19 protein-coding genes are annotated in these 24,882 nt (G+C 49.5%); 2 read left to right on the top strand and 17 right to left on the bottom strand.

Going from position 1 to position 24,882, the window contains the following annotated elements; translation table 11 throughout:
* Window positions 1-262 precede the first annotated feature (262 nt).
* The gene (locus tag A7K98_RS02190; RefSeq protein ID WP_087487084.1) at window positions 263-1,657 is read left to right on the top strand and encodes an amidase; all 1,395 of its coding nucleotides are present in this window, start codon (window positions 263-265) and stop codon (window positions 1,655-1,657) included.
* 135 nt (window positions 1,658-1,792) lie between these two features.
* Window positions 1,793-2,743: a helix-turn-helix domain-containing protein gene (locus tag A7K98_RS02185; RefSeq protein WP_087487083.1), complete on the top strand. Its 951-nt coding sequence runs from the start codon at window positions 1,793-1,795 to the stop codon at window positions 2,741-2,743.
* On the opposite strand, the gene A7K98_RS02180 is transcribed toward A7K98_RS02185, so the two are convergent.
* From A7K98_RS02180 to A7K98_RS02090, 17 genes are all read right to left on the bottom strand, one after another.
* Entirely contained in the window at window positions 2,709-3,302 is a 594-nt protein-coding gene (locus A7K98_RS02180; protein ID WP_087487082.1) for an ANTAR domain-containing response regulator, read from the bottom strand. The genes A7K98_RS02185 and A7K98_RS02180 overlap by 35 nt on opposite strands.
* Before the next feature lie 120 nt (window positions 3,303-3,422).
* The gene (locus tag A7K98_RS02175; protein ID WP_087487081.1) at window positions 3,423-4,127 is read right to left on the bottom strand and encodes an ABC transporter ATP-binding protein; all 705 of its coding nucleotides are present in this window, start codon (window positions 4,125-4,127) and stop codon (window positions 3,423-3,425) included.
* A complete protein-coding gene (locus A7K98_RS02170; RefSeq protein WP_087487080.1) occupies window positions 4,120-4,851 on the bottom strand; it encodes an ATP-binding cassette domain-containing protein in 732 nt (243 codons plus the stop codon). The genes A7K98_RS02175 and A7K98_RS02170 overlap by 8 nt, the downstream gene beginning before the upstream one ends.
* Window positions 4,848-5,879, bottom strand: coding sequence for a branched-chain amino acid ABC transporter permease (locus A7K98_RS02165; protein ID WP_087487079.1), 1,032 nt, complete (start codon window positions 5,877-5,879; stop codon window positions 4,848-4,850). Before A7K98_RS02165 ends, A7K98_RS02170 begins: the two co-directional genes overlap by 4 nt.
* Entirely contained in the window at window positions 5,879-6,748 is an 870-nt protein-coding gene (locus tag A7K98_RS02160; protein WP_087487078.1) for a branched-chain amino acid ABC transporter permease, read from the bottom strand. Before A7K98_RS02160 ends, A7K98_RS02165 begins: the two co-directional genes overlap by 1 nt.
* Window positions 6,749-6,759: 11 nt before the next feature.
* Complete coding sequence (locus tag A7K98_RS02155) at window positions 6,760-8,001, bottom strand: urea ABC transporter substrate-binding protein (protein ID WP_087487077.1); 1,242 nt, start codon at window positions 7,999-8,001, stop codon at window positions 6,760-6,762.
* Window positions 8,002-8,535: 534 nt separating this feature from the next.
* The gene (locus A7K98_RS02150) at window positions 8,536-9,348 is read right to left on the bottom strand and encodes a hypothetical protein (RefSeq protein ID WP_087487076.1); all 813 of its coding nucleotides are present in this window, start codon (window positions 9,346-9,348) and stop codon (window positions 8,536-8,538) included.
* A 271-nt stretch (window positions 9,349-9,619) separates the two neighbouring features.
* Complete coding sequence (locus A7K98_RS02140; protein WP_087487074.1) at window positions 9,620-10,285, bottom strand: DUF799 domain-containing protein; 666 nt, start codon at window positions 10,283-10,285, stop codon at window positions 9,620-9,622.
* 12 nt (window positions 10,286-10,297) lie between these two features.
* A complete protein-coding gene (locus A7K98_RS02135) occupies window positions 10,298-10,642 on the bottom strand; it encodes a DUF4810 domain-containing protein (RefSeq protein WP_087487073.1) in 345 nt (114 codons plus the stop codon).
* 12 nt (window positions 10,643-10,654) lie between these two features.
* The gene (locus tag A7K98_RS02130; protein ID WP_087487072.1) at window positions 10,655-11,332 is read right to left on the bottom strand and encodes a CsgG/HfaB family protein; all 678 of its coding nucleotides are present in this window, start codon (window positions 11,330-11,332) and stop codon (window positions 10,655-10,657) included.
* A gap of 91 nt (window positions 11,333-11,423) precedes the next feature.
* The gene (locus tag A7K98_RS02125; protein ID WP_157665821.1) at window positions 11,424-11,729 is read right to left on the bottom strand and encodes a hypothetical protein; all 306 of its coding nucleotides are present in this window, start codon (window positions 11,727-11,729) and stop codon (window positions 11,424-11,426) included.
* Between the two features lie 170 nt (window positions 11,730-11,899).
* Window positions 11,900-12,175 carry a hypothetical protein gene (locus tag A7K98_RS02115; protein ID WP_087487070.1) on the bottom strand — a complete coding sequence of 92 codons (276 nt, stop codon included), beginning with the start codon at window positions 12,173-12,175 and terminating at the stop codon, window positions 11,900-11,902.
* On the bottom strand, window positions 12,147-19,220 hold the full coding sequence (locus tag A7K98_RS02110) for a two-partner secretion domain-containing protein (protein WP_087487069.1): 7,074 nt from the start codon (window positions 19,218-19,220) through the stop codon (window positions 12,147-12,149). Before A7K98_RS02110 ends, A7K98_RS02115 begins: the two co-directional genes overlap by 29 nt.
* Before the next feature lie 138 nt (window positions 19,221-19,358).
* Entirely contained in the window at window positions 19,359-19,925 is a 567-nt protein-coding gene (locus tag A7K98_RS02105) for an Ail/Lom family outer membrane beta-barrel protein (RefSeq protein ID WP_087487068.1), read from the bottom strand.
* Between the two features lie 829 nt (window positions 19,926-20,754).
* On the bottom strand, window positions 20,755-21,291 hold the full coding sequence (gene mtlR / locus A7K98_RS02100) for a mannitol operon repressor MtlR (RefSeq protein ID WP_198361128.1): 537 nt from the start codon (window positions 21,289-21,291) through the stop codon (window positions 20,755-20,757).
* Window positions 21,292-21,373: 82 nt separating this feature from the next.
* Complete coding sequence (locus A7K98_RS02095; protein WP_087487067.1) at window positions 21,374-22,522, bottom strand: mannitol-1-phosphate 5-dehydrogenase; 1,149 nt, start codon at window positions 22,520-22,522, stop codon at window positions 21,374-21,376.
* 95 nt (window positions 22,523-22,617) lie between these two features.
* Window positions 22,618-24,543, bottom strand: coding sequence for a PTS mannitol transporter subunit IICBA (locus A7K98_RS02090; RefSeq protein WP_087487066.1), 1,926 nt, complete (start codon window positions 24,541-24,543; stop codon window positions 22,618-22,620).
* Between the last annotated feature and the right edge of the window lie 339 nt (window positions 24,544-24,882).

Here is a 24,882-nt window from a genome sequence, read left to right as displayed (position 1 = left end):
AGTTTTTTGGCCAGTGGAAAACGTCTTTTAAGCCGGCTTTACCAGAGTAATCAACATCTGCTCTGCCCGGTGGCCCCTGAAATGCGGCAGAGCTGACAGGGGATTTATCCGGTGCTATGTTCCGCCACCACAGGAAATTTGCTTAAAAAAACGCCGTCATTTAAGACATAGCGGTTGTCCCGCTCAACAAAGCTCTGCTCAGGTAACTGTTCTAATTTGGATGTTTCTGCTTAACCCTGGCCTGATTCTAAGGACACCGCTCATGGATAATCTGCACTATAAAAGCCTGCTCGATATCGGTCTGATGATTCAGTCCGGTACGATTTCTTCCGTTGAAGTTACCCGCTATATTTTGGATCGTATTGAACGGCTCGATCCGCAATTACACAGCTACTTTTATGTCATGTCTGACAGTGCGTTACAGCAGGCACAGCAGGCGGATGAGGAAATCGCAAACGGTGTCATCCGCGGACCGTTACATGGTGTCCCCATTGCCCTGAAGGATTTGATCTGGACCAAAAACGCACCGACTATTCATGGAATGGCTATCCATCAGGGGCGTATCTTCAACGAAGACTCCACCGTCGTGGAACGTTTCAAAGCGGCTGGGGCAGTTATTCTGGGCAAACTTGCCCAGACAGAAGGCGCACTCGCCGATCACCATCCTGAAATCACACATCCCACGAATCCGTGGCGTGAGGATTTATGGACCGGCGTCTCCTCAAGTGGATCCGGAGTCGCCACAGCGGCAGGGCTCTGTTTCGGTGCCATAGGCACAGATACTGGCGGCTCTATTCGCTTTCCGAGCAACGCTAATGGGCTGACCGGTATAAAACCGACCTGGGGCAGGGTCACACGGCATGGAGCCTGTGAGCTGGCTGCATCACTTGATCACATTGGTCCGATAGCACGATCCATAGGAGATGCCGTGGTGATGCTACAGGCTATCGCCGGGCGTGACGAAAAAGACCCAACCTCCAGCAGCGAACCGGTACCTGATTATCTGGCTCTCATGACCCGGGGAGTCAAAAAAATGCGCATCGGTGTAGACCGTCACTGGGCGCTGGAGAGAACGGATACTGAAACTCAGGCAGCATTACAGAACGTCATTGCCACTTTTACGAAACTCGGAGCGGAGATTATTGAGATCGAGGTACCGGATACTGACGAGGCGGCCGAAGACTGGAGTGCAGTTTGTGGTGTCGAGACAGCACTGGCTCATGAAGCGACTTATCCATCGCAAAAAGATCGCTACGGCCCCGGTCTTGCCGGCCTGATTGATCTGGGGCTCAGTGTTACCGCTCAGGAATACCAGCGCCTGTGGCTAAAACGTGCAGCTCTGCGTGGAAATATCAGTGCCTTGTTCACTCAGGTTGACGTGATCCTCTCCCCTGCAACGGCATTTTCTGATCTTAGCTGGGAGACCATGCAACGTTTCGGCACTGATAAAACACTGTTTGACGGTCTGTTGCGCTATACCAGTGCATTTAACCTTAGCGGTCACCCAACAGTCACCCTGCCTTGCGGTATGACAGCGACCGGTGCTCCGATTGGCTTTCAACTGATTGCTGCCCATTTTGATGAAGTCAGTATGATTCAGGGAGCCTGGGCCTGGCAGCAGGCCACCGACTGGCACAAACAGCACCCGCCATTGTAACAATCACCAGAAATGATCACGGAAATGGGGCTCAGCCATTTCTGTGATCGGTTCCATAGGGTTTTCTGTATGGCCTGAACTTTGCATTAATTATGCTGTGACAGCGTGATACGGATGACCAGAAGGAGCAATCAGATGAAAAACGAATTCTCCACTGAAGATCTGAATACCAGACATCGGTTCGATGCCTGGCGTGATGCTATCTGCTCCAGGCTGATAAGGGCTGAAGCCCGACAGATAGCCAGGGACGATTTTTCAGGCAGTTTTAGCTACAGCGCTCTGAGCGGTCTGGAAATTGCCACTCACACTTCTCATACTTCGCTTATCTGGCAGCGCACCAGAAATTGCATACGCCGCCACCCAAATCATGATTTCTATCTGGGAATTGTGAAGTCAGGAAAAGGCCGGCTGATCCAGAATGGTCATTCCTCTCTGGTCTCTGCCGGAGATATCGTCATCTATGATGCCGATGCTCCTTTTGACTTTGCAATGGACAAGATGATGATAGATATCGTGCATTTACCACGACAGCTGATGGAAAAAGAAGCACCAGGTATCAGTGTTCTGAGCGGGCAATGCCTTGATCTCAACAGGCCCGGAATAATCTCATTAAAACAAATGGTGGCAGAAGCCTATTTGTTTAATGCCGACCAGGAACAGCCATGTCTGACTGAGCAATTTGCCAACACTTTGTTCAGCGTTATCGCGGTAGGCATTAATCTGCAACAAAGCAACGTGCCGTTAAAAGCGGATCTTTACCAACGAATTGTCAGCTATCTGCGGCAAAATTTGCATAATCATCAGCTATCTGTAGCAATGATTGCTAATGCTCATCATATTTCATCACGCACGGTGAGTCGTATTTTTGCCGCGCACGATACCACTCCGATGAATTTTGTCTGGCAGGAGCGGCTGACCGCCTGCCGCCGGATACTCACAGAAGGTAAAGCACGCAGTGTTACTCAGGTAGCTCTGGACCACGGTTTCAGTGATATGTCGCATTTTAGTCTGGCTTTTCGTAAAGCTTTTGGCTGCTCCCCAAGCAGCCTGATCACTCGGGGAAAGCTCGCTGTTGATGGCGAATAACACCTTCGGCTGTGCTACTCAGACTTCTTCTGCTGTTCATCGCCTCACGGCGCATAAAATGATATGCCGTGTTTTCGTCCATACCATGTTCAAACATCAGAATGCCTTTAGCTTGTGCCAGCTTCTGTTTATCATTTTTCCCCACCTGCTCCGCCCGCAGACGCGATAAATTGCATTCCCTGACCAGTCTCATCGTCGCGATAATTTGCACAATCAGTGCAAACGGATTGATCATTTTGTCCAGAATGGCGGCAGGTTTGAGTTCAAGCAACAACGGGAACATTGCCGGGCTCTGGCAGTCTGCCATCACAATGAAAGGAATCTTAACCATTGCAGGTTCTGCCATTAAGCTTTTAGCGCGTTGGTGGTAATGCGGTTCCGATGCCAGTAGTACCAGGTCCGTATTTGCAGGGGGACATGCCGGGACTGGCCAGCAGTAAGTTGCCTGGCAGCCCAACTGGCTAAGCGAAGCGCTCAGTGCTCTGCAACTTTGTGCATCAGGATGGATAATCGTGACTCTAAGACCATTCAGCACTGCCATAAGAGATTCTTCATTCATATTCTGCCCCTCCAAAGCATCAGAAATCAGAACTCACTATAAAATGCTGTTATGACGGCTGCTTTGTTGAGATTGCCTGTACCTGTGCCACACAGGACAGCAGAGACAGGCAATTAATCATCAGACATGAAAGCCCAGATATTGCTCGGCTATCGTGGCACTACTGACAACTTTCGGATCGATCTCTCCGGTGATCATACCTTTTTCAATAACATGAATACGATCGGAAAGGGTATGGAGGAAATCAATATCCTGTTCCACCAGAATGATTGAGATATCCATCTGGTGACGCAGTTGCTTTAAGGTGTCAATTATCTCTTCGCAGATGTTGGGCTGAATACCTTCAGTAGGCTCGTCCAGCAACACCAGTTGGGGTTCGCCGCACAAACACCTGGCCAGCGCCAACAACTGTTGTTCCCCTCCGGATAAGGAACCTCCGGGCTGGGCCAGCAGCCGTTTCAACCTGGGAAAGATTTCAAGCATTTGCTCGATAATTTGTTTAGAACGGGAAAAATGCTTTACACAACCCATCCGCAGATTTTCTTCTACCGTCAGCAACGGAAAAATCTGCCGCCCCTGTGGGACAAAACCAATGCCCATTGCTGCTCGCTGGTGTGCCTGATAGCTGGTAATATTGATGCCATTAAGCAACACCTGCCCTTTCCAGGCCGGCAATTCCCCCATAATCGCCCGTAACAAGGTAGTTTTCCCCATCCCGTTACGCCCCAGGACGCCAGTAAAAAATTTAGCCCCAACGAAAAGCTCTGACAGATTAAGTACCGGAATTTTGTTATATCCGGAGACCAACTGTTTGACCTCAAGCATGTTTTATCTCCATGTTCCCCAGATAGGCCTCTTTAACCAGCTGATTCGACGTCACTTCCGCAAAAGTTCCTTCGGCCAGGACTTCACCCTGATTAAATACAGTGACTTTTTGTGCAATCATGCTGATAAATTCCATATCATGTTCCACCACTACCACCGTACTCTGCTGGTTAATTGTTTTAATTAATTCGGCTGTTTTTCGGACTTCATGGTGGGTCATCCCTGCGGCGGGTTCGTCCAGTAATACTAATTGCGGACGTGAAATCAGAATCATGCCCAGCTCCACCCACTGCCTCTGCCCATGAGCCAGTTCAGAAAGCACGGCATCTTTCAGGTGCAGTAAATCGATATCACCCAGAACTTCAAGAATGGCTTCGTCTATGGCAGACGACGCCAGTTTGTTTGCCGCTGCCTGCCATAAATTTTGCCAGACAGTCAGCCCTTCAAAAACACTGGGCACCTGAGTTTTAATACCAATACCTAACCGGGCAATTTCCCAGGGTTTGCGGCCGGAAATTACCTGGTTGCGGTACAAACACTGGCCGCGGGTTGGGGATACCTGGCCACTCAGCATTTTGAAGAAAGTGCTTTTCCCTGCCCCGTTCGGACCAATCAGACAGCGCAGCTCGCCTTCATTCAGGACAAAATCTACTTCTTTAACTGCGTGCACCCCACCAAAGCTGACACCCATTTTCCGTGTCTCAAGTAGTACTGAATGACTCATGGTTTCACTCCACTGGTTTCGGGATTAGCCAGGGCGTCAGGGGATTTCTTTTTGCCGGTGAGTAATCGCTTCAAAGTAGGCAAAATCCCCCCCGGGATCAGCAGTACAAAGACAGTCAGAATCACTCCCAGTATCAGATTGGTATCCACCGTTTGCTGTGCACCCAGTCGTGTCACCAGCCATTGCAGAGCAATACAACTCAGCACCGGACCAATTAATGTGCCTCGCCCACCAACAATTACCCAGATAATTATCTGGGCCGACTGGCTGAGACTAAATACACCAGGACTGACAAACGCTCCCCAGTTGGCATAAAGACAACCGGACAAACCGGCAATAGCCGCCCCTATCATAAAAGTTCCTAATTTATGTGCCGGGACGTTATAGCCAAGCAGACCTGCACGTTGCTCATTCTCGCGGATAGCAACCACGGTTTTGCCAAAACGGCTGAGTAGTGTAAATCGCAGTAGTACATAACAAAGTACCAGGCCACCGACCGTCACCAGGAACAACGCTTCGGGAGAAAGGGCATTATCAGGCTGGAAAGGCATGTTTAACGTCGGTACGGACGGGATACCATTAAATCCTCCCAGTAACGCCTGACCAATATGGTATTCACTACCAGAAGTTGAATTGACCCAGTTAAACAGCACCAGACTGACAGCGAGAGTTATGGCCCCCAGGTACACGTCACTAACACCGCCGTAAAAAATTACATACCCAAGAATTAAAGAAAACAGTGCCGGGACCGCAATGGCCGCCAACACTGCCCAGGTAGAATCTCCCCAGTCAATTACCGCGATAGAATAGGTGTAAGCTCCCAGACCAAAAAAAGCCGCCTGTCCAAAGCAGAGAATGCCCCCATAACCCCAGATAAATGCCAGGCTGAGTGCCAGAATTCCCATCACAAAGAAGACCGTGAGTGAAAGTAATGTATAAAGCTCAATCGCTCCGGAGAGCCAGACAGCCAGTAACATCACAACAACGGCACTCAGTAGCACCCGATACTTTTCAGAAAGTATTTTCATTACAATGATCTCCTGAAAAACCGCCCGGTAATCCCTTGCGGTAACAGGCGCAGCAAGACAATAGCGCTCAGCAATAAAGCGACAGCACCAAACACAGGGTTATAGAGGTAAGTAACAATCTGCGAAATCACACCGAACAATGTCGATGCGCTGAGGGTACCGGCGATAATGGCACTGCCTCCGCCAATCACCGTGATGAAGGCCTTGGCTATAAAACTCACTCCGACAGTCGGAATCACACCGGTCACCGGAGCCAGCAGAGCACCGCCCAGCCCGGAAAGCGCGGCTCCCAGCCCAAAGGTCAGACTGTAAATTTTGCCGGGATGGGTCCCTAAAGCCGCGGCCATACGGGCATTCTGCATCGTTGCTCTGGCGCAAAGCCCCAGAGTGGTAAAACGTAGCAGACCCCATACTCCGCCCAGTAACACCAGGCAACAGACGATCAGAAACAGCGAATAGCCACTGGTACTGTAATGACCGATGGTGACACTGGATAGCGGCGAACTGATACCTAGTGTTGTATTACCGAACAACATGGTGGCAGCGCCAATCAAAGCCAGGCTTAGCCCCCAGGTAGCCAGCATGGTATCGATCATGCGCCCGTATAAATGGCGGATAATGATACGTTCTATAAACATACCAAATATGCCCACTACCACCGGCGCCACAATCAGCATCGAAATCCAGATTGGTATTCCCAGATGGTTGGTCGCCAGAATGGCACTGTAGCCCCCCAGCATCATGAACTCTCCGTGTGCCATATTGACAATTTTCATCATGCCAAACACCACAGCAAGCCCAAGGCTCATGATGATCAATACTGCAATCGCATTGAGCACTTCAATGGCATAGATAATAAACAGATCCATAGCAACTCCGGTTAAAGTTTGATCTCGTACTGTTTGTTATCGCGTGGATTTTTCTGCAGATTGCACACCATCTGAGTATCCAGCGGTGCCTGCTGTGGATAGGTTTCGAGGATGTTCATGCTGTGGTTATTAATTTCTGCAATATGCACGTCTAAAGTACAGTGATGGGTTTGTGGATCGACAGTCACTTTGCCGCTCGGAGAGACTACTGAAATTCCAGTCTCCAGCGCTTCGGTGACTTTCATCCTGTCAACATCACCGGCTTTCTTAACGCCTTCAGCCCATAGCAACATGCCCTGATAAGCACCCATCGCCAGATCATGAACATAAGGGGCATTGGCGCCATATTTTGCTTTGAATTTCGCTACAAATGCCTGATTCACCGGTGTCTGGATCTCCTGCATGTAGTTGGCACAGATCAAAATACCGTTACTCTCTTCCGGAGACAGAATAATGTGCTCATTACCGGTGCCAAATACTGTCGAGGCAATTGGAATTTTTCCACTCATACCCGCCGCATGCCATTGGCGGTAGAAAGAGAGGTGAGCGCCACCGACCAGCGCCGACCAGACCATATCCGGTGCTGCAGCCTGGACTTTCGAGATTGCTGTTCCAAAATCGGTAACATCCAGTGGGAAAAACTCAACATCGACCACCTGCCCGCCATTATCCTGGGCGTATTTTTTTACCCAGGCAGACACGATCTGCCCGTAGTTATAGTCAGCCGCCAGAATATAAATCTTCTTACCCCATTTTTTTATAGCGTAGGGCACCAGCTTCCCGACAGTTTGAGCCGGTGTCGAACCTGACGAAAAATAGTTACGATCACAGACCCCTCCTTCATACTGGGTAGGATAAAAATATAAGGTTTTGAAACGATCAAGTACCGGCCGAATCACCTCGCGCGACGCCGAAGTAATTCCTCCAATCACGACGGAGACGCGGTCTTTTAATGCTGCCTGCTGCGCATACTGGGCATACAACTGCATACTGGATTGAGCATCGTAATTAATCATCTGCACAGGTCGCCCCAACAGGCCACCGGCGGCGTTAATATCTGCTGCGGCCAGGTTAATTGCATCCAGCATTGGTTTACCGTACAAATCCAGTCCCCCGGATAAGTCGAGAATAGTCGCGACCTTAATCGGGTCCTTACCATCAGCCGCAACACCAAACTTTGAGACACCGGTAACAGCCACTGCGGCAGCAGACAACACAGCATTATTAATGAAAGAACGACGAGAAATAGCCATAGCACCCTCTGCAGATGATTTAAAATCAATAAATAAGAAATTCCCGGACAACCGGGTGGGAATATAACAATGGGAGGTAATCAGACGTCGTTGTCAGTATGCAACTTAAGGAATTGCCACATCAGCGGGGCAACAGATAAAAACCAGCAATAATCGGGCCAAAATTAAATAATGCTGTAACAGCACATTAGGAAAAGGTTTTTTCCGCAGGTTACAGGGATAAGAGTGACGGAAGTGAAAAGAAATTATCGCTGCCGCACCACAGGCACGCAGCACCGCACTGTAACAGTGCGCGCTGGCTCTAATGACCGTGATCAGAGCCAGTAAAGCTTCTTCATTCCATAAGTCAGGGGAAGTATTCCCACTAACTTAACCTCAGCCCTGATGTTAAATGAGATTTATTGATGTCATTCAGGATATTGCTCATCTGTTATTCAGCCAGAATGAGGGCGAAAAATCTGTGGCTGAGAACGTCAGTTTGTTTAACTATGCTGGTAAAACTCGCTGACCGGCGTGAGCCTTATTAACGCTGCTTTAATTCAACGACATTATCAGTCGGTAAATACCTGCCGAACGTTCAGCTGGTAAAGATAAAATATAATTCAACATATCTTCAGAAATTTCACAGGCAATCTTCTTTTTCTTCAGGCCCTTTTTAGGATCAGACATTATTTCCAAATCAGTGCCATATTTTAAATTTAACTGACTGGCCATATTGTCATAATCTTTTCTTGCCTGAGAGGTTTCATCACTGGTAATCATATGTTTATTGATTCCATATGAGTTTCTGACCAGTTCTGCCTCTAAAAATTTTCTTTTTTGTAAAATACTCTCCGGGAAATCCAGCCAGACCTTCATACCACCTGAAAATAAAGGGTATGAAAACCGAAAACAAAAGTCGTCACTCACTCCTTTAGCGTAAACAATCTGATCACGACTTAACCTGGTTAATGAAATAATATCCTGATCCGGAGCGAAATTAAACCTCTCATTATGTGTTTTAACAAAATCAATGAGCAGTTCATTAAAAACTTCCTGGTCAGTTTTATTGTTTTTATTCATCGCTACCATTTTGTCCCGCAACTGATAAAATAATTCCTGATCATATTGTTTTAACACTTGCATCATTGGCGCTTTCAGCATGTTCTCCTCAATTTTATTGATACTTTGTTTGTTGCGCTTTATCTTTGAATAATAAAAGTCACCAACATTCCATAAGACAACAAACAGCAAGACGACGGAGTACAGTGTTTTATTACCTATCCACCCCTTTCGTCTGAAAGCATCAAATACCAAAAATACCCCCATTGCAGAAGCCCCTGCGAGATAAATCCGTGTAAAATCCATAAAATTCCTTTTTAATTTATTTAAATTAGTGAAGTACGTTCCTTGCGGCTCATCTGCAAAGGGGCTTTAGTGAATTTAACCATCAGGACGTCACTACGTTGGTCCGCATTTTCCGGCTTAATCAGTTCATCAGAGGCGGATAAGGATCTATCGCCCTGCTTAATCTTTTCGATCACTTCATCGGTTTTGTCAGAGGATGTCGCACCGAGGAAGTTATTCTCAAAAGGATCAGCAAAACATGGGTGCCCCTGTTGAGAAAACGCAATTAATTTTACAACGGCGTTTTATTGTAATCTGGCGAACGAGGACCATACAACAGACCACCGTTTGAGCCTGCACTGAACATACGTGCAGCAGTAATCTCTGCAATATCATGAGCTTTATCAGTGGAGGAATCAGCAATTTGTGCAATGGCTGCCGTTAATAAAACGCCAATCAGCCCCCCACCACTATTATTCTTATTTTCATTGCCCGATGCCGTTGCTCCGCCAGTCCATAACTCTTTACCAGTACGGGAATCCACCAGACGTGCAGTTGCTGTCACTCGTGTATCGCTATTCACAATCTGATAAGAGGTACCGTAATCGGTAATTGAAATATACATCACGGCATCGGCACCAAAAGTATCGTGCAATTTTTTAAGCGGGATGGAGCGAATGTCATCCGGGTTAGTCACTCCATTCTGTTTGAATGTTTCGCTGACAACCGCAACCGGAAATACATAGTATCCGGACTCAACCAGTGGCATCGTAACAACGCTGAGCACACTGTTGCTGGCATTGACATCCGGTGACTGGTTTTTAGGCGGCAACACCAGAATGCTGCGCGGCTTACTCTCCCGGAATGCTGAATAGTCCGTCGATTTTTTATTTCCGGTAGTACAACCGGTAACTAATAGTGCCAGAGCAAGAGTAAATAATGCAAAGAATCCTTTCATATTATTGTCCTTTTATTTCCTGTTCGTCAGGAAGTTAATATAAGATGCCGACTCCGGGTACTGACTTTTTTCCGCATTAAACTCCCCCATCGCCAGGTCTGCATTTCCGGTATTACCGTAAAGCATTCCCAGTTGAGCATGAACACCCGGAGGAACTGGCTTATTGTTTGCCTTCGACAGTTCAACCAACTTCTGTAAGGTAGCGATTTGTTCCTGCGGGCTGGTTTTATTGGTGTAGAAATGATAAACAGAATCCTGATAGCCGTTCCAGTTATACATTTTTTGTGGCGATTTTGCAGCACACCCGGTCAGTATTAACATCGTTGTGTAAAGCATGACCTTATTAATTTTTACCATTTTAAATTCCTTTTAATTAGTATTTCCCGGATTCCATGTGTTGTTTCCAATAGCAGCAACCAGATTATTTACCGACTCGCGGATTGCCAGATCCAATACTTTTCCGTTTAACGTGGAGTCGTAGCTGGCGGTACCGCCAAAGCCAAGGATTTCGCGATTAGACAGCTTATATTCCCCTGCTCCCTGAGTAGTGAATACCACTTCGGACGTTTTGACATTGACTACGGCAAGAGCAACTTTGGCATAGGCAACCTGCAATTTTCCTCGCCCTAAAATACCAAACAGTGCCCTGTCGCCGGTTTCTTTACGACCAAATTCAGTGATATCGCCAGTAATCACATAGACTGCACCTTTCAGTGACTGACCTTTACCACTGATGTTCGCTTCAGTTTTAATCTCATCCATATTGGTTCGATCCAGGATATTAAAGCGACCTGTTTGTTCCAGATGGGTGACCAAAATTGTTTTCGACTGATTACCCAGTCGATCCACACCATCTGAAAATATGCCATTCATATAGCCTGAGCGGTTATCGAATTTCCCCACCGCTATAAGAGTACGTTGCCCCTGCCAGACTGTTTGCGCGGTTTCAACTTTAGCGACTTCAACAGAACGAGAGGATTCTGTAGCACAACCGACCAGAAGTAATACGCTCAAGCATAGAGAACCTGCTATCCTATTTTTAATCATAGAGATAATTCCTTTTATATAGTAGTAAGAAGAATCCTTATCCATCCATTAATTGTTATGATGTTACAGTGTGAATTTTTCCGAACCAGTATTAGTTCGATGAATTGTAATAGCTGACAGGATATTTCCCTGTAAGCTGAACCCCGGAATTCACACCCATACCAATTACCGTATCAGCCGCCAGATCTTTCACTGCAATACCCGGCACACTACCGCCAAATACCCCCGGTGCATCACCAATACTGGCATTCGATTTATGATAACCCCTGGTATTTATAATGGTCCTGCCATATGACTTCTCCATTTCAGTAGCATAAACATGCGGATAACACGCCAGTTCAGCCCGTTCCGTGCCGCTCATCTGCAAAGGATCTTTGGTCAATTTAGAGACCAACACATCGCTACGTTTGTCGGCATTATCCAGCTTAATCAGTTCATTGGGAATTGCTAATCACTTATCACCGCTCTTGATCTTCTCCATGGCTTTATCCGGTTTCGCCGAAGAGGCATTACCCGGGAAATTATTCTCAACAACAGTCCCAATCAAACACTGAGATTATTATTGGTTTATTTAACATTTTCTTTTCTTTCTTGTATTTTTGCTTTTATCCAGATACCGATCCCTGTTAACGCACCAGCTGAAATGCCTACTTTTAAAGAATAAAAAAGATCTTTTTCCCAATTAAAAAATAACACATTAGTTTTAAAATAAACCATTAGCCTGCCAAGAATACAGCTAACCACCGCTAGAATAAAAATGCATATGACACAACGTATTATTAGCACAATGAGGGTGTTCAAATTAACCCCCTGATCAATTTTTGATGGATTTATCAGCTTCATCAAGTGTTCCTTTTGTAACATTCCCAATAACTTCACTCGTAATCGAACCCCCAATATTGCTAATGATATCTGATGTTCCCCCTTTGACAGATGATCCCATAGACCCTGATATGACCTTTCCCATACCGCCACCAGATAATGAACCCAGACCAGCTCCAATTACTGAATTCGTCGGATCCTCCCCTTTAATTCTGCTACTAATTGCTGCTCCACCCATATTAATAGGTGTTGAGACGATAATACCTTTTCCGGTTGTCGCTACTGATGTTATTCCCGCCATAATTGCATCTACATAGCTGAACGGATCATTTCCGCTAAGCTGAACACCGGTATTAACACCCACGCCGATAGTTGCATTTAACGCCATTCCTTCTTTTATCGTGGTGCCCAACACGCTGCTGCCAAACATTAGCGGCGCATCACCAATGCTGGCATTGGATTTATGGTAGCCCCAGGTATTCATAATAGTTTGTGCTTTTGGCATGGCCTCTGAGTCTGGTGCACGTTTGATATAGTCCTGACCCGACAGCAGACCTTTAACCAGTTCCTGCGATACTGCCGGACCATATTCCTTTTCCATCTCAGACGCATAAACACGCAAATAACCTGCCAGTTCTGCCCGCTCAGTGCTGCTTATTTGTGAAGGGTCTCGGGTGAACTTATCCACCAGCACATCACTGCGCTTATCGGCGTTTTCCAGCTTAATCAGCTCATTCGCCGCAGCCAGTGACTTATCACCCTGCTTTATTTTCTCTATGGCTTTAGCGAGCTTGTCGGAGTCGGTGTTACTCAGGAAGTTATTCTCAACCGCATTTTCCCCCGCCTGCGCCCCGGCCACCGCATCTGCCGTGCTGTCACCGACAACGCCGCCCGCAAGACCCGCCGCCAGCGTCGCCAGTGCGCCGATGGTCTGTTTCTGATCTTCACTTAGTTTGTCCCGGTCAATGCCCGGATACAGCTGCTGCGCGATAAACTCACCGGTGGTTGCCCCGGCTGCACCCGCCAGTGCACTGTCTCCATTGATCTGCGCCACCATAGCACCCAGCACGGCGTGAGCCATCAGGTTCGCTCCGGTGTTGACGTTGCCTGATGAGTCAGTGGTCATATTGTGAATGGCCTCTGCCAGATAAGGCGCTGAACCGCCCGCAACGGCTTTTGCCAGATCTCCCCCTGCCAGTCCCTGTACCACTGCGGTAGCGGCCTGGATAGCCTGTAGAACCTTACCGCCGGTACCAAATCCGCTCTCGTTAAACGCCTGGTTATATAACGTCTGGTAAGCCTGGCCGCTGATATCATCTGCTGTTGGCGCTTTGCCCGGATTGGCTTTGCGCCAGTCAGCTTCTGCCGTTTTCAACTGCTCTGGCGAGACGTTCTTCATCTTGTCGTTAGCGTCTCTGGTCGCAATAATCGCCCCTTGTGTCAGGGCAATATCACTGACCTGTACGCCAATTTCGCTGATCAACTGAGCCGTTTTTATCCGCTCCTGTTGCTGTTCCTTATTGAAGATCACTGATAATGTCTGATGAGCATTGGCAGCATCACGGCTGAGCGTATCAGGGTCCTGTAACTGTTGTTGCTGGTCCCGGACAGTGAGGGCTCCTGCGCTGACTGCTGAGCCGGTCACTGAACTGTCATTGTCAGAATCGTTCATGCCACTTAATAACTGGCTGGCCATACTGGTGACCAGTTGTCCGGCGGCAAGCTGGCCGGGATTGATACCCACCCCTCCGGATGCACCACTTGCCTGGTGACTGACACTGTATTCGGCGTGATTTTGTATATCGGTAAAACCCAGAGTACCGGTATTCAGGCTGTTTTTATCGGCCGCCGCTGTGGAACTTATCACTGCGCCGTTCAGTTGGGTATGCTCACCGGAATATATGCTAAAGCCTCCCTGACCGGCAAAGAACCCGGTCTGTTCCTGTACCGACTGATAACGACTACGCATATTATCTTTACTGGCAGAGTACGAAGCGCTGGCAGAACCAGCACCGGCACTGGCTCCGGCACTGACATTTTTTTGCTGCATATCGTAATCATCACTGTCCTGTTCACTGCTCAGTGTCAGATGACGTTCCGCCCTCACGGTAACTGCATCAGCACTGGCCTGTGCCCCCTGCAAGGTGATATCACGACCACTGTTAATATTCAGCGCATGTCCGGCATTTATTACCGTCTCACTGTGGGAGACTCCCTGTCCGTTCTCATGGCCTTTGCCTTTGTTTACCGAGGCATTAACCATAACGCCGCCGGCACTCACCGCAGCCCCCACCGAACTGCCATGACTCTCATTCCGGCCTTGCTGTTGCCAGCTGTTTTCTGCAGAGATTAAATTCACATCACGTTGCGCCTGCAGGTCGAGGGTATTCCCCGCCTGCAAACGGCTGCCCTGTACATTGATATCACCGCCGGTGGCCTGAATTGTCAGATGATTTGCTGCGGCGAGACTACTGCCCTCACTCACCACCTGTTGACTGGTCTGTTCCGAGGTTGAAGACTGGCTGCCATAAGAAAGATTTAGCCCGATAATACTGGCCGCTCCATTGCCGCTGGCCTCCGCCAGCCGGACACTCTGAACCGCCTGTGTAGCACTCAGGGCCGTTTTCATATTTTCCAGAACGGCAACCCGCCCGCTGCTTTGTTCTGTGGCTTGCTTAACACCCGAAATCGCCGAACTCACCAGACTACCTGCGGCACCTGAGACAGCCAGAGTAAAACCACTCTGTTTTTGTTCAACAGTACGCCTCTGCTGGCTACGGGTTTGTTCCGCCAGAATATCGACCTGGCTGGCTGATAAACGAAGATCATTTCCGGCCAGTAAGTCAGCGCCACTCACTGTCAGAGTGTCACCGGCGCTCAGGTTCAGGTCCCCGTCGATGCTGCCCAGCATACTGGCTTTGCTGCCCTCAGTGGCTCCGGTATCCGTTATCTTCAGGCTTTGCGATCCGATGCTTACCCCTACACCACCGGTACCGGACAGACCACTGCTCTTGAGTTTGCTCCAGTGAATTTCTTCACGGCTTTCCGCTGCACCGCTCAGTATCAGAGAAGTCCCTGCTGACAGGCTGACATTGCTGTCCCCGGCAATACTGCTGCCCTGAACCTCCAGCGACTGACCCGATCGCAAATCGACTGAATGACCGCTAAACAGCGAGCCGGTTGCCTGGCTGACCTGTATTTCATCGTGACTTTCGCGGGTTTCTTTACTGATAGCGGAGCCACTGCTCTGTTTACTGTGTTCAGTCAGATGCCAGCCAGTATTACCGGTCAGCAGTTGCAGATCCTGCCCGGCTGTAGCCGACAGATGACCGGCAGCGATAACCTCCGCAGCCTGAGCCGTCAGATTACGCCGGGCAGAGAGAGTCAGGTCACCACCACTGGTGACAGCCGTTCCACTGTCCTGCTGCCAGCTCAGACTGCGGGTATTACTTCCGCCAAAATCACTGTATTCGCTGCCGGTAATCGTCAGCATATCCAACAGCAGGTCCTGCCCGGCCTGTAATACCAGATTTCCTGCACTGTCCACCCGACTGGCTGTCAGCCGCAGCGTATCTTCTGCCGACAATTGCAGTGTCCCGTCGGTATTCTGCAGGTAGATCCCGGCCTGCCTGTCTATAATCTGTTGATCCTCAGCACCCGACAGCGTACTACGGCTGATCAGATTGCCGCCCGCCGCGATCTGCAGGGCCTTCCCTGCTTCCAGTACTCCGCCCTGATTTATGAAATCTCCGGTGCTGGTAATGGTCAGCTGTTCACCGGTCATCCTCCCGTGGTTTACCACCGACCCGGCCTTAATGCGCAGATCCTGTTGTGCCAGCAGATTGCCACTGTTGATCAATGCCTGCCCGGTATCCATCACCAGCTGTTTCCCGGAAAAAACTGCGCTGGTCAGAGGATGCCCGCGGGTAGTTTGCAGATAAAGCTGCGGCGTCAGTACGGTCTGCCGACTGCCATCCGCAAGGGTCACCTCGCGTTTTACCATCCAGACCATATCACTGGTCAGTAATGCCATCTGTTCAGCGGTAAGAGCTACCCCGGGAACCAGAGAATATTGCTCTGCAAAGGTTATCCCGGCATTCATCAGCGCCTTAAACTGATCATTATCATCATGATAACCATTAAGATAACGCTGACCGGTTTGTTGGGTTATCTGTTCGCGCAGTAGCTGTTGTTCGTAGTAGCCATCCCCCAGCCGTTTCAGAACCTGATTGTGATTCTGTGTCAGGGCATTGAGCATATAGTCACTGCCGAGCCACTGTTTCTGTTGGGTAAAACGTGGATCGGTTTCCACCAGATAACCGACCCGTGGATCGGGCTTTACGCGGTACAGGCTGCTTTCGGGCAAACGAATGGTGTCAATACTGTCAGATGTATGGCGATCAGCCACGGTTGTCGTGCTGCCGGTCACGGTCTGATTCCCGATGATCTGGCTGATCCCGGGATCGATAGTCTGTACCACGGCCCCGGGAAGATAGCTGATACGTTTTTTTCCCTGGGTAGTTTTTACTGATCCGTTCGGCCGCTTTTTCTTCTTTGCATACCAGTGAACCTCGGAGCCCGAATCCCGGACGATCCGCACCCCGGTAGTCGCGATGTTATTTACCACCAGCCCGGGAGCGGCGATCAGTGAGCCACCCGAGATGATCTGGCTGTCATAATTATCCAGTTGCCTGCCGGACAGCAGCAAATTACCGCCCGCCAGAATCCTGCCGGGATCACTGAAAGTGATTTCGGTCTCTGTGACTACCCGCTGATAGTCATATTCATAAAAATCATTATTCCTGCTGCCATCCGGCATAATGGCATCCTGAACGTCATATTTATTTTTATAGCTGGTATCGATATCTGCCCAGTCAAAACGGGTGATTTCGCCTTTCAGTACCGCTTCATGGTGACGGGCATTTTCGGTGACAGTCAGCTGAGTCTTCAGCCCGGCATTACGGTTAATGATACTGTCTGCCGCCAGTGACAGATTTCCCGCTGCTTCTACTGTCGCCGCATGATTCACCAGTGAACCGGCGCTTCCCTCCGCCTGCCCGTTGGCATTCAGCCCACCGCCGATCAGTAGATCCCCACCGCTGTAGATCAGTGAATGATCTGTGTTATTAATCTGCTTTGCACCGATATCCAGCCGTTGTCGGCCAGCCAGGGTCGCGGCGGAATTATTCAGGGACAGATTATCGAGCGTTCCGGTAGTGATCGACAGCCGGTCGCCATAGATCCGCCCTGTGCCCTGGTTAATCAGATAACCTGACTGCAACCAGCTGTCGGCACCATCAATCAGTCCCTGATTAGTCAGGGTCGAGGTGGCGGTTATCTGGGTCTGATCACCACTGATTTCTCCGGCAGAATGATTGATTAACTCTGCAGAATTCATGCTGAGTCGTTTACCGGCGGTGATTCTGCCGCGATTATCCAGCAGTCCGTTAACCGCTATTTGTGCATCGCCTGAGGAGGCCAACACACTACTGCCGTTCAGCAAAGCCCCCCGGCTGGTGACGGAAAGCTGGCGGCGTGCCTGTACTGAGCTTTGGTTGCTGAGTGTCAGCCCCTGTTTCCCACTGTCAATCACCACCTCATCTGCCGACACTTCACTGCCGTTAAGCACTATCTGCTGGCTACTTAACGCCAGCTTATCCCCTGCCAGCAATCGTCCTTCAGACTGCAGTTGATCTCTGGCCTGAATGCTGAGATTCCCTGAACCGTTAAGCTTTCCGTCGGCACCCGCGCCTGCGGCTATCGTGCTGTCCTGGCGGGCGGCAAAGGTAGTACTACGCACCTGCAGATCACCCTTCGCCATCAGTGTGCCGGGATTATCCAGCATCCTCTGACTGCTCAGTTGTGCATTGCCGGTGGCATACATACTTCCGCTGTTGCTGATGTCAGACGCAGAGCTCAGGCTTAAATGACTATCGCTGTAGATAGTTCCCTGGTTGCTAATTTTGCCGTCTGCAGATAACCCGACGTTGCCTGCAGCATACAGCGCGCCATTGTTGCTGATTCCCGTGGCAGAACTCAGGGCCAGGTTACCGCTACTGTCAATATTTCCGCGGTTAACAATTTTTCCATCAGCCGTCAGTTCAAAATTACCGGCTAAAGCACCGATATTGCCGGCATTATGGACCCCAACGCCTTTTTCGGTACCCAACAGTTTGATCTTATTGGCATACATCCCGCCCAGCAGCGAAACATCAATCGCCAGTGCCGGTCGGGTGCCAGAGTCACCCTGCAGGCTGGAAACCTGCCGGTTCCCTGCGTCCAGCTGGTTACGGCCCGCAGTGATCCGCAGATCCTTTGCCCACAGTGCCGCATTAATTTTGACGGTCCGGGAGATCAGAAAGGTATGATCCTGACGACTGGTATCCATTCCCCCCGGACCAATGGTGATCTCTCCCTGCGACACCCGATAGCCCGTCAGATTACCCTCACTGAGTTGTACCTGACCGGTAGTTAACGTGGCGCGGTCGGCATTAATAAATCCGCAGCCACTGCAGGTAATGCCGGCCGGATTAGCGATCACTACCTGTGCCTGCTTACCGGCGACTTCGATAAAGCCGTTAAGCTGGCTGGGATCCCGGGCATTGATTTCATTAAGAATGATGCGTGCTTCACCGCCAGCCAGCCAGGGATTCGCGGTAACCATACCGGCAATACTGGTTCGTGTATCGGCATGTGAATTGTTCAGTACCACACCTTTATTGTCGACATCAAAACGGCTGAAAACATTGCGCGATACCCCTCCGGTTCCCGGAGTACGAATATTCACTTGCTCCACACCGCTGGCAGTGCTGATTACTGTGGGTTGCTGGCCGGCAGGTGCCGTCCTGTCTGCGACAATCGCTGCCTGTGGCGCAAAGCAGACACTGCCCAGGCAGAGCAGTAAGGCAAACCGGATACGGCTTAGCAGGCAAATGCGGGCTGATATTTTTTGTACCCGTCCAAAGGAAGATGAAGGAGAGCGTCCTGCTGCACCGGCATTATCAGCCACCACCATGAACAATTGACGAGCCTGGCTGAAAATAATGCGGTAACGTTGTTTATTCATCGTCGCATCCTGCGAAAATACCGGCCGGTCCCGGGCCGATGGGTATCAAAAATAATCACCCGACAGCCCTGGAGTCAGGAGCGGTCAGATCATCACTTTCGCATACCGATAATCCCGGCTTACGCCGGGATAACAGAATCAGAAACGGTATCCCACACCGATATTAAATCCGTTAATCGACAGAGTCTTTTCCACATCCTTAAAGCTTGAACCTTCGTAGCCGATATCGATGGCGATATTTTCCATCGGGTTTATCTGTACTCCGGCGCCATACATTAAAGCGGCCTTTTTGCTGTTCCCGGATGACTCCCAGCCTGAACCAGACACTGAAGATTCACTGTAGGAAAAATCGGCCTTGTCATAATTAATCCCTAACAGGCCATAAATGCTGATATACGAGTTGATCCGATAGGCCGGCCCTGCCGACAGTGAGTAATATTTCATGCCGGCATGGCTACTTTCACTGCCAACCCCCGGATAGTCAGTACTGCTATTGCGCTTACCGCTCATATAGGTCAGCGAGCCGATAATACTTACCGGCGAATCCCACTCATAACGATATTTAGCATTCACTCCGCGGATATTTTTAAAATCCTGAACCTTACTTTGGGCATAACCCAGTGAGACAGTATGGGAATCTGCCATTGCTGGCAGACTGCAGCCCATTGCCGCGATGATGAGGGAAGTTAAAATAGCTGACTTCATGGTTAAGTCCTTTTAGTCAATGTGCTGTTATCAGCACCGATTAATACTGCTTTCGCCGCCCCCTGTAGCTGTGGGTAGCGTTTAAACAGTTCCATAAATGTCCGTAACGGACGGTTTCCGGCCGGTATATATCAGTTCCGGTCGATAATACTGCCTGCTGCTATGGAGTTAACACTGCATGCGGATACTGAACCTGGTACCTGAAATTTTAAAAAAGGTATAACCCCGCTAATCATTACTCACCTGCCAGCCATGCACACTATTCAGAGTTCGTTTGCTACCCTGCCTATGCACTTCTGTAAGCCAGGATACTGATGACTAACTGCAACCAGCCTCAACACTGAAAGCAATAACTGCCGATAATTCTGGTTACAGAGGGGCTGCGATAGCCTTTATTAGGGGAAAACCATTGCCTGTGCGACCCACCGTGTAAAACGAATCATCAGCAAGCTTAACAAGGAAGCAGTTTGGAACTGCCCTGGTGAAATCAGCGTGCTATATCCTTATACCAGGCTGTAAGAGGGTTACTTTCAGCCAGACTCCGCTCGCTGTTGTGCATTAGTACAAACTTTCAGCCTTATGCTCAAGCGAAAAATTCAGGTTTGTGAGCTGTATCATAGGTCACGCTTAATTTTGGGAAAATTACATATTAACCGGACAAATCAATGTTTTATGTAATATTCCTGACCAAAAAAAATTGCAAATCTGCAATGTCAGGAAATTCACCTTAGGGAGCATTAGCCTGCAACGGTCAGAGCAGATAATGTCAGGTATCGCTCATACTGCATAAGGCTATGGCGTGGTAACTGGCGGGTATAAACAACAGAAGTTACTTTTTAAAGGCAGGTTTCTGGCTAATATGGGCGATTAGCGCTGTCAGGGAAAGGACCATCGTGGAGCGGACAATTTGCTGATAACGTTGCTGCTGCATAGTACGTAGCCCGGCATCGTCGCTGACAAAATCCGGTGGAGGTGGTAAATCTTCAACGCAATGGAGTTCACCAAACGGGCCCAGAATTTCATCGTCGGTGAAACGATACTCGCTGCCGTCATGATTCAGTTCTTCACGGAGCGCCATTAACAATTCGCAGTCTTCATACTCATTGCGGTTAATTACCCCCAGGCCATAGATCAGTTTCAGGCGCACTGATAATTCACCTAACGGGCCATCCCCCAGTAGCAGAGGTTCTACCGCATACTTCACCGCATAATCATCTTTGCGGAACACTTTAACCACCAGAACATTCACCGCTTCTGCCAGCATTTCGACAGTTGCTATCAGAAAGCTTCTTACCGATTGCCCGGCATTCAGGCGCTCAAGCACCCGATTCTCAAAAGCCTGTGATTGTTCCATTTGTGCCTGCATATCAATAGTACCACCTGATAACACCCGCGCGGGCACAGCCAGGCTGTGCCCTGATATTTCGTCCCTGAGGAGCGTGGGGCCATTATACCATAGCGTTCCAGGCCTTCACTACCGCCCTGACCACCGGGCTGTCGGCATCCAGGCCGGAGATTTCGGCCAGGGTCGCGGCAACATCCTGCTTAGTCAGTAAACCTGCCAGTTCCTGCGATTGCGGATCCTGCTCACTGCGGAAGTGCAATGCTGCAGCAATCCCCGTAACCAGATGGTCCTGAGATAATTCATATTCCAGCGTGCCAAGCGTTGGTTTGATCAGGCGATCACCGGCACTCAGTTTACGTAATGGCTGGCGCCCTACCCGCTCAACATCATCTTTCAGGTAAGGGTTTTCAAAGCGGCTGATAATTTTATGGATATAAGCGGCATGTTTTTCACGATCAAAACCATAACGGCGGATCAGCACTTCACCACTTTCCTGCATCGCCCCTTCAACCACATGGCGGATCTTCTCATCAAGGATCGCATCACGGATCGTTTTATGGCCTGCCAGATGCCCCAGGTAAGCAGTAATCGCATGGCCAGTATTCAGGGTGAACAGTTTTCTTTCGACGAACGCCATCAGATTGTCGGTCAGTTCCATGCCGGGAATTGCCGGGAGTGGCCCTTTAAACTGGGTCTTATCGACAATCCACTCACTGAATGTCTCAACGGTGACTTCCAGCGGGTCGCTGCTGCCGGCTTCTGTCGGCGGTACAATCCGGTCCACTGCAGAGTCCACAAACCCGACATGCTCTTCCACCCAGCTATGATATTCCGCCGGCAGAGCATTCAGTACATGCCCTTTTAACTGAGTCGTCCCGCGCACCATATTTTCGCAGGCAATAATATTCAGCGGCTGTGTATTGCCCTTATCTTTACGTTGCACCAGTCCTTTGGCGATAGTACCGGCAATCCGTTCCAGGATTTGTGGTCCTACCGCTGTCGTCAGCAGATCAACTTCTGCCACCAGTGCAATAACCTGATCACTGGTGCTGTTGACTGCATTGACGCCTTTGACAATCTCAACTTTAGACTGCTCACCAACCACATGTACCGGATATTCCCCCCGGGCATTCAGGGCATCGACAACCACCTGATTAACATCGGCAAAAGTCACCGGAATACCGGCATCTGCCAGCAATTTACCGATAAAGCCACGGCCGATATTACCGGCGCCAAAATGTAATGCTTTCATAATTTGTCCCGTAATTTGACTTAACAACCAGGAAAATCAGAGAGGTACTGCCGGAAATAACCGGCAGAATACCCCCCTGTTGAGGAAGACGGGATTTACGCGCCGGGCTGACCGGACAGCAGATCCAGCACTTCCTGGACACTGGTAGTGGTCGCCAGTCGGGCAATGACGCTGTCATCATCCAGCGCATTGGTCAGGCTGGTAATCACCTGAATGTGTTCGTTATTGCGTGCGGCAATCCCGATGACCAGCCTGGCGATATCGTCCGGCTCTTCACCAAACAGCACGCCGGCAGGATACTGACAGAACACGATGCCGGTTTTCAGTACACGGTCTTTGGCTTCTACCGTGCCATGTGGCACCGCTATCGACTCACCAAGGTAAGTCGGGGTCAGTTTTTCGCGTTCCAGCATGGCAGCAACATATTCCGGCTCTACATATCCGCCTTTCACCAGTTGTTCACCGACGAAACGAATGGCCTGTTCTTTGTTATCTGCATGGTTGCCAAGGAACACATTGGCTGCGGTCAGTTTGAATAAATGCTCTGGTGTTGGCTCAAAACTATCCGCCAGCGTATCGCTGACTTTTTCACGGTGCTCTGCGCTTCGCCCTGCCTGTTGCAGACGTGCTGTCAGGTCGTTATACAGCCCGCTGTCGAGGAAGTTAGTCAGCGAAATATGCTGTGCATGAGGTGCTTTACGCATTGCCCGCTCGGTCAGATCACGGTGAGTAATCACCAAATCCACATCGTCAGGCAGGTTGTTGATAGCGGTGTTGGTTACAGAAATATGCTGCAGGCCCGCTTCATTCACTTTTTTCCTCAGTACTCCTGCGCCCATCGCACTGGAGCCCATACCGGCGTCACAGGCGACAATAATTTTGCGCACATGGCTCAGATCATCCTGCAGAGGCGCAGCAGTTGCTGCCACAGCCTGGCCTTTGGAGCTGGCTTTCATCTCCTGCACACGGCGGGTCGCTGCTTCAATATCATCATCTTCTTTTACTTTGCTGGTTTTCAGCAGGATTGAAGAGACAACGAAAGAGACGGCAAACGCTGCAATAATTGCGGAGATATTAGCGAAGTAGGCACCTTTTGGGGTCATCGCCAGTACCGCCAGCACAGAACCCGGAGATGCCGGAGAAATCAGCCCGCCATGCAGTACGCTCAGGGTAAACACGCCGGTCATCCCGCCGAGAATGACTGCCAGCAACAGGCGAGGATTCATCAGTACATACGGGAAGTAAATTTCGTGGATACCACCGAAGAAATGGATGATGGCTGCACCGCCCGCAGACTGTTTTGCATTACCACGGCCAAAGAACATATAGGCCATCAGTACACCCATCCCCGGACCCGGGTTGGCTTCGATCAGGAAGAAAATAGATTTGCCTACCTGGCTGGCCTGCTGGATTCCCAGTGGTGAGAAAATACCGTGGTTAATCGCATTATTCAGGAACAGGATTTTTGCCGGTTCAACAAAAATAGAGGTCAGTGGCAGCAGGTCATGCTGAACCATGATATTGACCCCGGCAGACAACAGGTGTGACAACCCTTCTACCAGTGGGCCAATGGCCATAAACGACAGTAATGCCAGTAACATCCCGATGATGCCGGCAGAGAAGTTATTGACCAGCATTTCAAAGCCGCTTTTAATTTTCCCGTCAACCAGACGGTCAAAGGAGCGGATAGCCCAGCCACCCAACGGCCCGGCAATCATGGAGCCGAGGAACATCGGCATATCTGCACCAACAATCACGCCCATGGTCGTGATAGCACCTACCACCCCACCGCGATCGCCACCCACCAGCCGCCCGCCGGTATAACCGATGAGTAATGGCAGCAGATAAGTGATCATTGGCGCGACCAGCTTAGCCAGCGTCTCGTTTGGTAACCAGCCGGTAGGAATAAACAGCGCGGTGATAATACCCCAGGCGATAAACGCCCCGATATTTGGCATTACCATATTACTCAGAAAACGACCAAAGCTTTGGACTTTGATCCTGATATCTGATGAGGACATACAAACACCCCTTATTGATACGCGCTGGCAAATAAGAGAGCGCGATGAATTTTTGTTTTGGATCTGACGCTTTTCAGACATCAGAATTGCTCTGCTCAGGCGGACTCTAGCACGCAGATTTCAGTCCGAATATTGAGCGGATTTTTTGTGATCTGAGTCACTGTCGAGCATAGGGGTGGGGGGTGTTTTTAGTGATCTAAATCACAGATATTCAGAAGTAAAATACAGAATGTGCTTTTTGATGCGACCGATCCGCATTGATGTGTGATGCATGTCACACTTTATCAGGGGCTGTTTGTTCGTATTTTGTGATCTACTTAACAATTTATTTTCATCCGT

Origin of the sequence: Tatumella citrea (genome assembly GCF_002163585.1) — a bacterium.
In the GTDB taxonomy this organism is placed as follows: domain Bacteria; phylum Pseudomonadota; class Gammaproteobacteria; order Enterobacterales; family Enterobacteriaceae; genus Tatumella; species Tatumella citrea.
This window is presented reverse-complemented; position numbering and strand designations above follow the sequence as displayed.